Source organism: Novosphingobium pentaromativorans US6-1, assembly GCF_000767465.1.
Lineage (GTDB): Bacteria > Pseudomonadota > Alphaproteobacteria > Sphingomonadales > Sphingomonadaceae > Novosphingobium > Novosphingobium pentaromativorans.
Genome location: NZ_CP009292.1, coordinates 49,839 through 64,560, shown reverse-complemented (window position 1 = coordinate 64,560; position 14,722 = coordinate 49,839). Strand labels below are relative to the sequence as shown.

The following is a 14,722-nucleotide window of genomic DNA, read 5'->3' as shown; positions in this document are numbered from 1 at the left end:
CGCATCGTCAGAACTTCGCCTTGAGGCTTATGCTGGCCTCGCGGCCCGGCTGGAAGTGATACTGATCGTTGCCGTTGATATCACCGGCGGGACCGTCGTTAATGTCGATCGAAGTAACCTTTTCGCTGTTGAACAGGTCGGACACCGTGCCCTCAACCGCGAACATGCCGAAGTCGTAGCCGATCGACACAATCGTCTTGTGGTAGGGCGCGATCCGGTAGGCAGCCGTATCACCATCGTCGGCATACTGCACGCCGATGTACTTATCGATCAACGAGAACTTGATCGGGCCATGCTTGTAGAGAATGCCAGCCGCCGCCGTGCCCTTGGGCGCCTTGGAGACCTGCAGCTTGGTGTCCTTGTCCTTGGCTGAGTTGAGCGACCCGTTGACGAACAGCGCCAGCCCGTTGTCGAGCGCGTAAGTTACCTGACCTTCAACACCCTTATAAACTACGCCACCCTGGTTGTAAAAAACCGTGTCACCGCCGACCTTTTTACTCGCAAACTTGTTGTTGAAATCGATGTAGTAGTAATCGGCGTCGACCGAAATGTGCGAGCCGTGATAGACCGCGCCGACCTGGTAGTTGGACGATGTCTGCGGTTTTAAGGTATTGTTCGACGGGTCCTTGTTGTACAAAACGCTCAGCGGCGGGGCGAGGAAGCCCTTGGCGTACTGGGCATAGACTGACAGATTGTCCTTCACCATGTAATTGGCGGTCAGGAACGGCAAGGACTGATGCCAGCTCTTGGAGAAGTTCGCGGGCGTGTGCGTCTTCTGGTTGGCGATCGCGCTGATCGAGCGAGTAAACTCCAGGTATTTGAAGCCCGGCGTGATCTTCAGCCCGCTCGCCGGCTGCAGCTCCAGTTCGGCGAAAAGCTGTTGCTGGTTGCCGTGGGAATCCTGATCGTAGTTGATGTAGGTATAGTGCGTGTTGGGATCGCCTGCGACGGTGTACTTCTGGTTGTAGTTCCAGTTGCCGTATCCGCCGGCGAAGATGTCGTATTCGTAACGCTTGCGGTGCGTGACGTTCCACTCGATCCAGCCGCCGGCGGTGATCTCGGCCCAGGGCGTAACCTGGATCATCGCCTTCATGATGTCGCCATAAGTGCGGTAGCTGTTGAGCTTTGCGTAGCCGGGCAGTCCATCAGCCGAGGTGCGGCTCGTCGCGCCCAGGCCCGAAGCGCTGTAGACCTTGCCGCCTTCGACGGTGGTGTCCGCCGCCGTATAGGTCGAGTTGTTGTAAAAATAGGTGTAGGCCCGGTTTTCGAAGCGCACACCCGGCGCGATATCGGCCTCCAGCTTGACCAGTTCGAAATCGGTGGTCTTGTTGGTGTAATTGTACTTCCAGTACTGCGATGAAGCCGGGTCGTTGTTGAGCAGGTAGTGCTTGCCGTGATCCGCCACTTGCTGAAGCGTGGGTCCATCGTTGTCGGGCTGGTTGAAGTGGTTCTTGTTGTAGGTGGACAGCAGCGTCAGCTTGACGTCAGGTCCGATCGGGATGACCGCTTTTCCGAACAGGTTGAGCTGGTGATAGGGCGCATAGGACCGTACACCATCGGTGTGGACATACTGCCCGCCGAGCAGCACTTCGGTTCCGCCCAGTGCATCGATCGCACCCGACTGAAGCATCGGCCGGATCAGCCAGGTATTGTTGGTGCCGAAGGACGCCCGGACATTGGCGCCCATGTCTTCGCGGGTCGCGCGAGAGAACAGGTTCACGCTTCCGCCGAAGGTTGCCTGCCCGAGATTGCTGGCGTTGCCCGGGCCGCGATCGACGACGACGGTCTCGATGGTGTTTGAGGGAAAGAAGGTGTTGGAGTGGTGCGTCGGATCGTTGGTGTCGCCGAACGGCACGCCGTCATAGGTGATGTTGTATTCGCCGTCCTGGAAGCCGCGAAGCTGGCCTTTGGATTCGCTGATGCCCATGCCGCCGTCGCCACCAGTATTGGAGAAGCTCGGCGTGATCAGCGCAAGCTCATTGAAGTCGGCGGTGGCGGGCAGCGAGTCCTCGATGAAGGAGCGCGAGACGATCGCCTGCGGCTGCGTGGTCTGCAGAGATGAGGTCACCGGCGCAATCTCGTTCGCACGGGTGCCAGTGACGATGATGTTTGAACCTTCGGCGATGCCAGTTTCGGTATCCGGCGCCGCATTGCTTTCTTCGGCCCACACAGGGGCGGCAAGGCCTGTCGCAAGGGCCGCGAGACTGAGGCCGAAAAGACGGGCGAATTGACGTGATCGGATGTCATGACGATGCATTAGGTGAGTCCCCCCTGGTTCGAATATGTGGTCCTGAGAGGGGCCGCTATGGCTGTTGGGTGACGGAACGACGTCAACATTGTTGCAATTCTAATATTGGGAAATTGTAATGTTCTCGCGGACTTCAAAAGAATCGAAAAATCATTTTATTGCAGTATTTTGATGTCCGAATTTGGCGGCAAGGCGATTGTTGATTATTCCCAATGTCGCGAGCATTTGGCGCTCTGTTCAAAGGAGGTGATGCCATGCACGTGCTTTTGGCCGAAGACGATTTGAAACTGGCGGCCATGATCGCCGAACGGCTAGTGGCCGAGTCCCATACGGTTGCGCACGCCAGTTCGGGGCCGGAGGCTCTGGAAATGGCGGAAGCGGCCATTCCGGATGTCGTGGTGCTGGACCGGATGTTGCCCGGCATTGACGGCCTGTCCGTGCTGCGGCGCTGGCGGGAAGTGGGGCTTGGCGCACCGGTTTTGATGTTGACGGCGCTCGACAGCATCGACGACAGGGTCGAGGGTCTCGAAACGGGCGCCGACGACTATCTCGGCAAACCTTTCGCGTTTACCGAACTGTTGGCGCGCCTCAATGCTTTGATGCGGCGCGCGGCGGCGGTGCAACCGGACCTCATGCTGGAGGCGCGCGGTGTCGTTTTGGATCTGCTCAAGCGTGAGGCACGGTGCGGAGATCAGCCTGTACTCCTGCAACCACGCGAATTCCGTCTGCTTGAGCAACTGGTGCGAAACAAGGGTGATACGGTAACACGGCAGATGCTGCTCGAGAAAGTTTGGGGCTTTCACTTCGACCCACAGACTAACATCGTGGAGACCCACATGAGCCGGCTACGCAGCAAGTTGGTCGAGAGCGGAGCCTGCGATGTGATTCAAACGGTCAGGGGCGTTGGCTACAGGATCGACGAGACCTGACATGAGGGGCCGAGTCCGCCTGCTGGACAGCGCCGCCTATCGGATCGCTTTCGCGAGCGCAGGAGTGTTCGCGTTGGCCAACGTGCTGCTGGGAAGTGTCGTCTATTTTGCTGCGCACAGGGCGGTTGTAACACAGGTGGAAGGCCAGATTGCCGAAGACTCCCGTTCGCTCGTGGCCGAATTTCGTGAAGGCGGTGCGCGTGAACTGCACTACGCGATTCGACAGCGGGAAGCTGGGAACACGACAAATGAGCTGGTTTATGCCGTCTACTCGCCGCAAGGGAAGCGGATCGATGGCGCCATGGATGCGTCCCCGCCTCCGTTGGGGTGGAGCGATATGCGCTTTCTCGATCCGATCGATGGGCCCGATGTCGGTCGCGCGCTGACAGTCCGCCTACAGAACGGATCGCTGCTGGTTGTTGCGGCGGACAAGGAAAATATCGAGCGGCTCGACGATATCATTTTATCGCTGTTCGGCAGTGCGCTGCTTGCGATTCTCCTTTTCGGAGCCGCCGCCGCCTTGCTGATCGGCCGCTATCTGGAAGGTCGCTTCGCTGGCGTCGCCAACGCGGCTCAGGCAATCGTGGCCGGGCAGATGCAGGAGCGCATCCCGATCGGCCCGCGCGACGATGAGTTCGACCGGATGGCTGCGACGCTGAACGCGATGCTGGACCGGATCGCCGAGCTCATGGCCAACTTGCGACAAGTCTCGAGCGATGTCGCCCACGATCTGCGCACGCCCCTGGCGCAATTGCGTCAGCAGCTCGAACACAGCCTGGCACAGCCTCCCGATGCCTCGGCCCAGCGCGCTGTACTGCAGGATGCTTGCGAGCGGATCGACGACGTTTTGGGGCTCTTTGCGGCGATCCTGCGCATATCCGCGCTGGAAGGTAGTTCGCGGCGGGCTTTCGCGCCGATCGAACTGGAACCATTCGTCACTGACTTGTGCGAAATCTACGCGCCGGCGGTGGAGGATGGCGGACGCGGCCTGGCGTGGTCTCTGGAGCAGGGCTGCATCATCGAAGGAGATCGGGAACTGCTCGCGCAGGCAATTATCAACCTGCTCGACAATGCCCAGATCCACACGCCAGCCGGCACCGAAATCGCGGTCACGCTGGCATCGGATGCCATCGCGTTCCATCTGTCGGTCGCCGACAACGGGCCAGGTGTGCCCGCCGCGGACCGGGCACGCATCGCCTTGCGTTTCACCCGGCTCGAAGCCAGTCGCTCGACACCGGGACACGGGCTGGGGCTGAACCTCGTGCAGGCCATCGTTCGCGCCCACGGCGGGCACATGGAGATCTCCGACAACGCCCCGGGGCTGCGGGTTACCCTGGCTATTCCCCGGGCGTGACCAGGGCGGGTTCGATTTCACCTTTGGGATGGCGGAAGGCAAGGATCAGGGCGGGCAAGGCAATCAGGCTCATGGTTGTGGAGCTGATCAGGCCGCCCAGGATCACGATCGCCATGGCGCCCTGGATTTCGCGGCCCGCCTGGCCCGCTTCCAGCGCCAGCGGGGCCAGGCCTAGCCCGGTCACCAGCGCGGTCATCAGGATCGGCGTCACGCGCTCGCGGGTGGCGCGCAGCACGGTGGACGTTGTCCAGGGTTCGCCTTCGGTAGACACGAGATGATCGGTGTGCGCGATGAGCAGGATCGCGTTACGCGCGGAAATGCCAAACAGGGTAACAAAACCCACAAGCGCTCCCAGCGAGAGTACGCCGCCGGTCAGGGCCACGGCCACTACCCCGCCAACCATAGCGAACGGCGCGGTGGTCAGGATCAGCGCGGCGGGGCGCGGGCCGCCAAATGCTAGCAGCAGCAGGGCAATCATGCCCACGGCGGCGACCGCGACGTTGATCGTGAGCTGCCGCTGGGCCGCCGCCTGCCCCGCCGCCTCGCCGCCGAAATCCAGATAGACCCCTTGCGGCAGCTTAACCTGGCGGGCTATCGCGGCCTTCGCGTCGTGAACGAAACCCGCGATGTCGTTGCGGGTGGGGTTAGCCGTGACCACCTGCAACCGCTGCCCGCCTACATGGTTGATCAGCGGCCGCCCTTCCGTCATCGCTAGCGATGCGATCTCGCCGAGAGGGACAGTCGATCCGCCGGCACCGCGCACCAGAACCTTGCCCAGTTCCTCTGGATCGCTCACCGTGCCCGGCGGCAGCGTCATCGAAACCTCGGTGATCCGGTCCGCTTGGGCGACCTGCGCCGCCTTGCGTCCCTGGAACGCCAGTTCGATGGCGTCCTGGGCATCGGACGGGCTGACGCCGTGGAGCGCCATGCGCCCGGCGTCCAGGCGGATGTGCATCGTCGGGGATTGCGGCTGCGACTTCATCTGCACGTCGGCGGCGCCGGAAACAGTTCGCAGCACGGCGTTGATCCGCCCGGCCACGCGGTCCAGGGTATCGAGATCGGCACCGTAAATGCCGATGGCGACCTTGGCCGTTTCGCCCGACAGCGATTCCCCGATCCGATCGCCCAGGAACGTCTGCGTTTCGGTGTTGATACCGGGATAGCTGCCGAGCACGGCGCGGATCTCGCCGAGGATCGTTTGCTCCGCGTGCCCGCCGACGTTGCCGTTAAGCTCAACGTGGATTTCGCTTTCGCTAGGCGGAAAGATGTCCTCGCCCACTTCGGCGCGCCCGATCTGCTGCTCCACGGTCGCGATGCCAGGAATCGTCAGGAGATCGTGTGAGATGCGCGCGCCCTGCTCGTGCATCCACGCCATCGACGAGCCCGCCGGCCCGCGGACGGACAGCACATAGTGGCGTTCCCGGAACGAGGGCAGCAGTTCCGAACCGAAAGCGGAAAAACCCGCGACGGCCAGGATGCCGACGATGGCACTGGCAAGGGCAATCTGCCCGGGCCGGGCGCAGACGGCTTCCAGCAGTCGGGCATGGCCATCCTTGATCCGCGCCAGAAAGGCGGGTTCGGAATGCGGCCTGGTCTGACCCAGCATGAGCATGGCAAGCGCCGGGGTCACCGTTACCGCAACCGCCAGAGAGGCCAGCGTTGCCAGCAGGAAGGACAGTGCCAGCGGGCCAAAGAACGCGCCTTGTAGCCCCGTCAGGAACAGGATCGGCATGATCGTCAGCGCCAGCACGTAAGTCGCGTAGACCACCGGGCCGCGCACCTCGATCGCCGCTGCCTCGATGATCGCGGCGCGGCTGGCGCCATCGGGTGCCATGCGCAGGCGCCGGACGATGTTTTCCAGATCGACGATGGCATCGTCGATTACCACGCCCAGCGCCACGGCAAGGCCGCCCAAGGTCATGGTGTTGATCGTCTCGCCCATCGTATCGAGCACGATCAGCGCGGCCAGAAGCGACAGCGGAATAGACAGGAACGCGATCATCGCGACCCGAAGATCGCGCAGGAACAGCATTAGGACGAAGGCGATCAGCGCCGCGCCGATCAGAAGGTCGATCTGTATCCCGGCCAGCGCGGTCTGGATGAAATTCGCAGGCCGGTGGAGCGCCGGATATACTTTGATCCCTTGCGCCTTGAGCGCAGGCAGAAGGTCTGCCAGCGCCGCTTCCGCCGTGCGCGTGGTATCCAGCGTGTTGGCGCCGTACTGGCTGGATAGAGTCAGCAGCAGGCCGGGTCTGCCCATGATCAGCGCATCACCGTACTTTGGCGCGGGCGCATAGCGGACATCGGCGATGTCTCCGATCCGGATCGCCGGGCCCGATCCCGTCGGCACCACGGCTTCGGCAATGGCTTGCGGGGTCACCGCTCCGCTTGTCGGTTCAACAAGAATGCGCTGGTTCGGCGTTTCCGCAAAGCCCCCGCCCCGGATCGCGGTCGCCGCCTGGACGGCGCCTTCAACGTCACTAAGCGCCATGTTGCGGGCGACAAGCTCGGCCGGCTTTACCTGGACTTCGATGCGCCGTTGTTCGCCGCCGAAGACGTTGATCCTCGCGACGCCGCGCGCCGCCAGCAGGCGCGGACGCACTTGCCATTCGACGATGTCGCGCAGTTGCATCGGGCTCAGCTTGTCGCTCAGAAAGCCGATCTTGAGCAGGTCCATCGTGGAGGACGTGAGCGGCGTCAGCTTCGGTGCATCGACCCCGGCCGGCAATTGCGAGGCGGCTTCGGCCACGGCCTCGGCAATCACCTGACGGGCGCGATAGGGATCACTGCCATCGACGAACGTCACATTGATAACCGAAAGGCCCGGCACCGATTCCGAACGCACCATCGCCACACCGTTGGCCCCGTTGACCACCGCCTCAAGGGGACGGGTGACCAGCGCCTCCACCTGCTCAGGTGTCATTCCCGGGGCTTCGGTCTGCACCACTGCCTGCGGCGGGACGAATTCGGGGAAGACGTCGTATCGCGCCTTCATCACCGTAAGCGTTCCCAGAATCAGCAGCATGAACGCCGCCAGCGTGACCATCACCGGATGGCCCAGGCACAGGCGAATGATCCGTTTCAGCATCGGCTCAGTCGTCTTCCTGCACCGCCGAACTGCCGCGTTCGACTGCGAACAGGGTGGTTGCGCCGTCGATTACGACCCGATCGCCCGGCGTCAGGCCCCGCCTTACCAACCAGCCGGATCCGACCGGCCGGGCCTCTTCGATGGCGATCCGGCGGAACGTACCCTTTCCGGTTTCCTTGTATGCCCAGAGCTGCCCCTGCCAGCGCACCAGCGCCGCGCGCGGCACGATCACCCCGTCCTGCTTTTCCTCCCCGGCGGCACTTGCGCTGAACTGACGCCCAGCCATGGCGCTGGCGGCCATTGGAGCGGACAGCACTGCCAGCACCGCAGCGTTCTGCAACTGCGGGTCGGCGCTCGCGGCGGGCCCCATGACCCGCACGGTCTGCGTGTGCAGGCCATCGTTGACCTGAACGCGGGTTCCGGGAAGTGGCAGCCGTCCCGGAATGCTGATGCGCAGCAGGGCCGCTCGGCCGGCGCCTGCATCGGCTACCAGCGCACTGCGCGCCGCAGCGCTCATCCTCGCAAGGCCCGGGCCGAATTCCAGGCCGAAGCGGCGCTCCGCCAGCCTGACCTGTGCTGCATCGCTGCCGGCTTTTGCCCGCGCCGCTTCGACGGCCTGACGCGAGGCGCTCTGGTCCTGTGCGGCCAGCGAGGCCAGCCTCTCTGCCTCCGCCCGCGAGGCGGCGAGGTTCGCCCGCGCCGTCGTCAGATCGGCGTCGATCGAAGCCAGCATGGACAAGTCCAGAACACGAGCGAAACCTTCAAGAAGGCGGGGCGCCGATCCGGAGGCGACGGGTTCGCTCCTGATCGCGGCGCGGGCCAGTGGCCCGGGATCGAGGTGCACAATGCCGTCCTGTTCCGGCGCGGTTTCAGCCTCGCTCGCCGCGTCATCGCTGTCTCCGCCAGCAGTGCCGGTTACCGGATGCAGAACCCCGCCCGCCAGCAGCATAAGTGCCATGATCGCGGCCCCCAGCAGAGCCCAGAGCGCCGGTACGAATCCCTTTTTCATTTTTCGCTTCCCTGGCTTTGCGCAATCAGCAGTTCCGGCCCTGACAGCGGACGGTGCAGCGCATCTTCCAGCGCGGCGTCGGCCAAGTGCACCCGGTTCAGCGCATCGCCGGCATTGATTCGTGCCATCAATGCCCCGGCTTTGGCGGAGGCCCAGTCAACGCGATCGATCGATCCGGCTTCCAGCTCTCGGTCTGCCCGTCCAGCCAGACTTTCGGCAGCGGACAGCTCTGTTCCCTGAATATGCTTCAGAGCGACGCGCGCGGCAGCGCATTCGCTCAATGCGCTGTCGACGGCGGCGCGGGCGGCGGAAACGGCGGCCTCAACCTGCTTGCCCTTTTCGCTGCGGCTCGCCTCGGCCGCGGCAATAGCATGACGATTAAGGTCCAGTGGCGGCAGCGCGAGGCCGATGTTGAACGGCAGCTTCACCAGCCCGCGCTCCCAAGTATAGCCCGGGCTGAGTGTGATCTGCGGATATTGGCGCGCCACTTCGCCGCGCAGGGCTGCTTCGGCCTGGCCGTAAGCTACCATCGTACGCAGGATGTCTGGCCGGGCCAGCATCGCCTGACGGACCTGTTCGCGCGAGACGATCTGCGAGGTTAGCGGTGCGGGGCTATGGAACCCAGGCCAGACGACGTCGTCAAACGATATCTGCGGCAGGCCCACGGCCGCCGCGAGAGCGATTTTCGCCGCGACAACCGCTTGGTTCGCATCCCCGGCAAGCCGCTCCGCGTCGGCCCCCTCGGCCCGGATCCGTTCGAGATCGGTCCGTGAAGCCGCGCCAGCCGCCACGCGCCGTTCCACCGCGGCGAGCTGGCGCGCGCGCAGATCCGCAAGCTGGCGGTACAGGCTGGCCCGTGCTTCGTTGGCAATCCCGTCTATCAGCGCCCGGTCAATTGCCATGCGCACCGACCAGACCGAGTCGGCATAGACGTAGCGCGCATCATCGGCGGCGAATGCCGCGCTCGCGATACGAGCCTGGCGAACGCCCCCAATGTCAAGAGGCATGTCCAGCGCACCGCCCAGCAGCCAGGGAGAACTGGCACTGGAGTCGTTCGCATATTCCGTGGCTAGCGTGAGGGTGGTTCCAGCGGCCTGCCTAGCTGCCCCCGCCTGCGCCTCAGCCGTCTCGATCCCGGCCTGAGCCGCCGCGATGTCGGGGTTGTAGAGTAGCGCCGCCGCAAGCAGCGACAGCTTGTTCCACTGCCCCGGCACCCATGCCGCCTCCGGTGCGATAGCCCGCACTTTGTCCGCGACGACACCCTCGTCGAGCCGGCCCGAAGCTCGCTGCCGCGCCAATGTCTGCGTATCAACAGGTGCCGGTTCATAATGGACGCAGCCGGCAAGTGACAGGGCCGCTGCCAGCGGAGCTAGGTGCAGCTTCAAGGCTGGTTCAACCCCCTGATTTGAAAAGTGACGGCTCCCATACATTGTCAGCCCCAAGACAGCGAATTGCAAATTCCCAAGGTTTCGCATCTCTGAAACGACATCGATCAAACATGGCCGACAGCCGCGAGCGAATGACGGCAGAGCACTTCGCGGCTTGATATCTTCCTATTGGTCTGTCCCAGCTTTATATCATCCCAAGGCTTTGTTGCATAAGTGGCCGAGAGATTCCGATAGTGAATCCAAGTTGTTAAGGGGCGGCGATGAGCAAACTGCCCCGCGCACGCTACCGCACAACGAACTGGAAAGCCTACAATGCAGCGCTGGCACAGCGAGGCTCGCTTCAGATCTGGTTTGATCCCGGGATGCAGTGGTTGTCTGCGCCCACCGGTAAGCGCGGGCGCCAGCCCGTCTTCTCGGATGCCGCGATCCAGACCTGCCTGACGCTGAAGGCGTTGTTCAAGCTGCCTTTGCGCCAAACCACCGGCATGGTTGCGAGCCTGCTGGAGATGGCCGGGCTCGATTGGCCGGTGCCGGACTTCAGCACACTGAGCCGCAGGTAGAAGACCCTGCTCGTGGAAATTCCCTGCCGGCCCAGTTCTGGGGCGTTACACCTGCTGATAGACAGCACTGGCATCAAGGCCGCGGGTAATGGTGAGTGGTGCGCGCGTAAACATGGTCCTTCCAAGCGCCGCCAGTGGCGCAAGGTCCACCTGGGCGTCGACGCCCGAACACTGGAGATCCGTTACTAGCAGCCGGGTTGGCGATGCCCCCATGCTGCCAGAATTGCTGGGGCAGATTGCCAAGGATCAACCTGTCGCTTCGGTCAGCGCCCATGGAGCCTACGACACAAAAGCCTGCCACAATGTTATCGCCGCACGCCATGCCTGTGCCGTCATCCCCGCCCGCCGTAACGCGCGGGCCTGGCCCGAAAGCACGCCGGGCGTCAAAGCCCGCAATGAGACCGTTCGTGCAAGCCGCCGCCTCGGTCAGACAATCTGGAAACGCTGGAGCGGCTATCACCAGCCCAGCCGTGTCGAGACCAAGATGCATTGCTTCAAGCTGCTCGGTGAACGCGTCATGGCACGAGAGTTCGATCGCCAAGTCGCCCAGCTACAAATCCGCGCGGCCATCCTCAACCGCTTCATTGCACTCGGAACGCCCGAAACTCAGCGTGTTGCCTAACCGCTTGCCAACAACGGCGAAACTACAACTGCGCGCCCATTTGTGCAACAAAGCCCCTTCGAGGCTTCGCTCGTCTGAGCGGTGGAAGCTTTCTTCGCCATGTCAGCACACCCCTTCAAAGGAGGGCAGATGGACGGCGCGAATGATCCCGGCCGCGCGCTGCTCAAGGACGACAAAGGGAGGCCACTTTTCGAAGATCAGCCCCTGCCGGGTCGCCCGGATGCAGGTGCCCTTCCCGCTCGCCGGGATGAACCAGATGTCGCCGCCGCGCGATCGCCAGGCAAAATGGCAGCACTTCACGTCGCGCCCCTCGCGCAGGAACAGGTCGAAGCTCGCGCCGCGGTCGACATCGAAGCGCAGCATGACGACATCGTGCATCGAGGCTTGCGCGATCAACAGCGCCTCGGGCAGCAGCAGCGGGCGCCGGCAATTCGTGCCCGCAATCACCAGATTGGCCTCAGGCAGGACCATCGTTCCGCCCAAGAGCGGATCATGTGGACCGGCATCGAGGTCGATGCCCCCGCCGATGGCCTCGGCCAGCGCCCCCATCCGGTTTAGCACCCGCCGGGACGTGGGCGGCATCAGGCATTCGCCCGTTGCCGGGCGGTCAAATAACATCATGTTCATTGGGTAGTTTCCATTGCCGGGCCGCCGCGCTGGCAAAGCGTGCGGACGGGCCATGCAAAATTTCATCAATTCCGCTCTGCCACCTGGGCTGTCTTCATCCCTTCATCCGGGACAGGCAGCGCTGCGGATCAGCGCACCGCTGGCCTCAAGGCGCCAGCATCAGCGCGTCGGCGACGCGCATGCCGAGGTCGAACCGGCCGGATTGGCTCGAGGGTTCCTCACACAGTCGCAGGACATTGGGGAGAAGTTCGAACCTTGGCCCTTGCGGCATTTCGCTGAAACGATCGGGGACGAGGAACAGGGCGCCGTCCCGGTCGATCCAGAGCCGCAAGGCCCGGTGCCAGTGCATCCGCCCACCCGCAGGGCGCAGCAGCGAGAAGTAGAAGGTCGGATGGCCAGGCGTCGTCACACCGGGCTCGACGATCAGCACATTTAGGCGGATCTCGGCTGCGGCGCTTTCGAGCCTGTAGGGATAGTCCCCGCCCGATGGCAGGATGAGGAGATGGAGCGAGCCAATGTAGATGCCTTCCCGCAAGGCAGGAGGCAGCAGCGCGAGCTCATCGACGGGCTCGAAACCGGCAAGGCGGATGAGCGTCGATGCCCCTTGACGCGCCCGGGCTTCGCGGGCGCGGTATTCTTCATCTTTGTACTTCATGGCCTGGCAGCCCTTGTCGAGGCTGCACCCGGCCGGCTGCGTGCCGGGTGCATCAGTGGAAATTTTCACCCTAAGGCGACAGCCACTGACCAATTCACCAGCATCGCTTCACCTTTCTCGAAGGTCAAAGCCGCCGGAACTTGCACGTAATGCTTATGTAATGACGCCAAGATGTAGATAGACGTTTCCGGAATGTTCCGGCGCACTGCATCCCAAGATTAATCCAATTATTTCGACAATTTAGGTACATTTCGACACGCTTAGCGTAGTTTCATCGCCGGACTGCACATCCATCAACTGTTCGTAGCGCCGTCGGCGATGCCGGCGATCCGTTTGCGCGCGTTCGCGAATGCCTATTAGGCGCAAATGCCGGGGGCACTTGTGGCACCATGCCCGATCTCGGTGCGATGCGCTTCGAGCCGCGCCTGACGCATTGCTTCCTTTTCCTTGAGCAAACCAAAGCTATCGCTGGCGGTTCGGCGATAGGGCCGGCTGCCTGTTCCATCCATTTTCAACGAATGGCGACCACTTCAACACCGACCTTTTCGGCAACTTCACTCCACTGCCGATCCGATGTCCATGCTGGCACATTCTCAATCAAGGCCAGCGCCAGACAGAAGCGGTCGCCCAGAGACAGTCCGGCGTCAGCAGTCAAGGCGCGCAAGTGCCCCGCAAGCCGCGCGATATCGGCATCCGCCGGGACAAGAGAAATTGGCAATGGATGCAGCATGTCATCCACCTCGTGTGGGGGCATGCCAATGTGAATGAAGTGACTGACGACTTCCGCGTAGTTGACCACGCTCATGCGCGCATCGCCAAGCGCATCGGCCACTTTGTCACCGCCCGGCTCCTCCCTGAGCATGGCCAGAAGCGCAGACGCATCGAGAATAAATGCGCTCACGCCCCACTGTCCTCACGCCGGTTCGCGAGAAACGTATCGACCGAGGCATCAGGCCGGTCAGCGGTATATTTCCGGGCGATCGCGCGGGCATGCGCAACCGACTGGGCAACAGTGCGCAGGATCACGCCATCAGGGGTTTCCTCGACGATCAGCGAGCCGCCTCCCGCAAGGCCAAGCCGCTTGCGAATATCGGCGGGCAAGCTCAACCTTCCACTAGGTGTTATTGAGATCTGGATTGTCATAGCGCAGGCCCATATGGCTAAAGATCAAAATTGTGACATAACTTATAAGGCATGCCACAATTTAAACCTCTTGTCATGGACCAAAGATCGCAGCTCGGCACGACAACGATCGAAGGCGGCAGGCGCGGCGAGAGGCCAGTCCCTTCATGCAACAAGCGCGAGAACGATCTCATCGTTGCCGGGCGCCAGGCAGCTTGTGCGGATAGGCTGAAACGGATTGCCGGTGGCGACGATAAACCAGCGCATGCCCGATTGCCGGCGCGCGCGGAGCGCAACATTATACGCCCGATGGAAGCTCGTGAGTTCTGCTTGGCGCGGCACTAGTAAGTAGTGCCTTAGTTTTCTAGACGCCTTCAACTTTCAAGATCTGCTGCCGCTCGAACTGTGCGGGTGACAGCATCCCGTTCCTGACGTGCTTACGTCCCGGGTTGTAGAACATGTCGATGTAATCGAACACCTCCTGCCGAGCGTCCTTGCATGTTTTGTAAGTCCGGCGCCGGATACGCTCACGCTTGAGCGAGGAAAAGAAGCTTTCGGCCACTGCGTTGTCATGGCAGTTGCCGCTCCGGCGCATCGAGTACTCAAGATTGTTAGCTTGGATGAAGGCTGCCAATTCCATTTCATGAGTTATAAAAATTCCATTTATAGCTCACCATATGATGCCTATTGATGGATAAATCTGACCTTTACGCATCATGTCGGCTTATAGTGCGGTTCAATGTCTAGCGTGGCGCTATGCCTTGGATTGGGACCTTCGCGACGGTTGGCCGCGGAGCTCCGCAGGGTCTATTCCGGACATCGAGCGGCAGCTTCCAAGGAAGCGTTCAGACAACGGGAACGTCGCCTTTATTGGCGGCAGTAGACTCGGCGTCGGAGCCTGCCGGGAGTGGCGGATTCCGACCATTCAGTCCTTCCTGCTCCAACCAGTGGACGGCTGCTTCTGGCGAGAGTGGTCTTTGCGACGTACAACTTGCCTCCTGCAGCGTTCATCCTGCATATGCTTGTTGATCGTGCGCAAGGCCAGTGGCGGTCCAGTCTGACACTCATTGAATGCTCGACGCATCAACCGAAAGCTTGTGCTTAGGAAACAAAAGGGGCC

Annotated in this window: 10 protein-coding genes and 2 pseudogenes; 3 read left to right on the top strand and 9 right to left on the bottom strand. The window is 62.3% G+C overall.

The features are described from left to right. Positions 1-7: 7 nt before the first annotated feature. Entirely contained in the window at positions 8-2,170 is a 2,163-nt protein-coding gene (locus JI59_RS19010) for a TonB-dependent receptor (protein ID WP_239000622.1), read from the bottom strand. Positions 2,171-2,502: 332 nt separating this feature from the next. Between JI59_RS19010 and JI59_RS19005 the strand changes: the two genes are divergently transcribed. Together JI59_RS19005 and JI59_RS19000 are read left to right on the top strand one after the other, a co-directional pair. Then, positions 2,503-3,177: a response regulator transcription factor gene (locus tag JI59_RS19005; protein ID WP_039857693.1), complete on the top strand. Its 675-nt coding sequence runs from the start codon at positions 2,503-2,505 to the stop codon at positions 3,175-3,177. Position 3,178: 1 nt separating this feature from the next. Then, positions 3,179-4,531: a HAMP domain-containing sensor histidine kinase gene (locus JI59_RS19000; protein WP_007014095.1), complete on the top strand. Its 1,353-nt coding sequence runs from the start codon at positions 3,179-3,181 to the stop codon at positions 4,529-4,531. Here JI59_RS19000 and JI59_RS18995 read toward each other — a convergent pair. Genes JI59_RS18995 through JI59_RS18985 form a run of 3 tightly spaced genes read right to left on the bottom strand, consistent with a single transcriptional unit; the run spans position 4,515 to position 10,013 of the window. Next, positions 4,515-7,619, bottom strand: a complete 3,105-nt coding sequence (locus JI59_RS18995; RefSeq protein ID WP_007014096.1) for an efflux RND transporter permease subunit — start codon at positions 7,617-7,619, stop codon at positions 4,515-4,517. The genes JI59_RS19000 and JI59_RS18995 overlap by 17 nt on opposite strands. A 4-nt stretch (positions 7,620-7,623) precedes the next feature. After that, entirely contained in the window at positions 7,624-8,628 is a 1,005-nt protein-coding gene (locus tag JI59_RS18990; RefSeq protein ID WP_007014097.1) for a permuted SH3 domain-containing protein, read from the bottom strand. Then, positions 8,625-10,013, bottom strand: coding sequence for a TolC family protein (locus tag JI59_RS18985; RefSeq protein ID WP_007014098.1), 1,389 nt, complete (start codon positions 10,011-10,013; stop codon positions 8,625-8,627). Before JI59_RS18985 ends, JI59_RS18990 begins: the two co-directional genes overlap by 4 nt. A gap of 263 nt (positions 10,014-10,276) precedes the next feature. On the opposite strand from JI59_RS18985, the pseudogene JI59_RS18980 reads away from it, so the two are divergent. Further along, positions 10,277-11,198 (top strand): annotated as a pseudogene (locus JI59_RS18980) (IS5 family transposase). A gap of 102 nt (positions 11,199-11,300) precedes the next feature. Here the strand turns inward: JI59_RS18980 and JI59_RS18975 are convergent. From JI59_RS18975 to JI59_RS18950, 5 genes and pseudogenes are all read right to left on the bottom strand, one after another. Further along, entirely contained in the window at positions 11,301-11,825 is a 525-nt protein-coding gene (locus JI59_RS18975; RefSeq protein ID WP_039857669.1) for a hypothetical protein, read from the bottom strand. A gap of 145 nt (positions 11,826-11,970) precedes the next feature. Continuing rightward, positions 11,971-12,480, bottom strand: a complete 510-nt coding sequence (locus JI59_RS18970) for a hypothetical protein (protein WP_138921447.1) — start codon at positions 12,478-12,480, stop codon at positions 11,971-11,973. A gap of 511 nt (positions 12,481-12,991) precedes the next feature. After that, the gene (locus tag JI59_RS18960) at positions 12,992-13,381 is read right to left on the bottom strand and encodes a type II toxin-antitoxin system VapC family toxin (RefSeq protein ID WP_007014104.1); all 390 of its coding nucleotides are present in this window, start codon (positions 13,379-13,381) and stop codon (positions 12,992-12,994) included. Further along, the gene (locus tag JI59_RS18955) at positions 13,378-13,623 is read right to left on the bottom strand and encodes an AbrB/MazE/SpoVT family DNA-binding domain-containing protein (protein ID WP_052117993.1); all 246 of its coding nucleotides are present in this window, start codon (positions 13,621-13,623) and stop codon (positions 13,378-13,380) included. Before JI59_RS18955 ends, JI59_RS18960 begins: the two co-directional genes overlap by 4 nt. 343 nt (positions 13,624-13,966) lie before the next feature. Then, positions 13,967-14,233, bottom strand: a pseudogene (locus JI59_RS18950) (IS3 family transposase); the annotation flags it as partial. Positions 14,234-14,722 lie beyond the last annotated feature (489 nt).

What these genes read in the sequence shown, in the direction of transcription:
- JI59_RS19000 (WP_007014095.1), top strand. Translation starts at nt 3,179, where the DNA reads ATGAGGGGCCGAGTCCGCCTGCTGGACAGCGCCGCCTATCGGATCGCT.
- JI59_RS18955 (WP_052117993.1), bottom strand. Translation starts at nt 13,623, where the DNA reads ATGACAATCCAGATCTCAATAACACCTAGTGGAAGGTTGAGCTTGCCC.
- JI59_RS18970 (WP_138921447.1), bottom strand. Translation starts at nt 12,480, where the DNA reads ATGAAGTACAAAGATGAAGAATACCGCGCCCGCGAAGCCCGGGCGCGT.
- JI59_RS18995 (WP_007014096.1), bottom strand. Translation starts at nt 7,619, where the DNA reads ATGCTGAAACGGATCATTCGCCTGTGCCTGGGCCATCCGGTGATGGTC.
- JI59_RS18975 (WP_039857669.1), bottom strand. Translation starts at nt 11,825, where the DNA reads ATGAACATGATGTTATTTGACCGCCCGGCAACGGGCGAATGCCTGATG.
- JI59_RS18990 (WP_007014097.1), bottom strand. Translation starts at nt 8,628, where the DNA reads ATGAAAAAGGGATTCGTACCGGCGCTCTGGGCTCTGCTGGGGGCCGCG.
- JI59_RS19005 (WP_039857693.1), top strand. Translation starts at nt 2,503, where the DNA reads ATGCACGTGCTTTTGGCCGAAGACGATTTGAAACTGGCGGCCATGATC.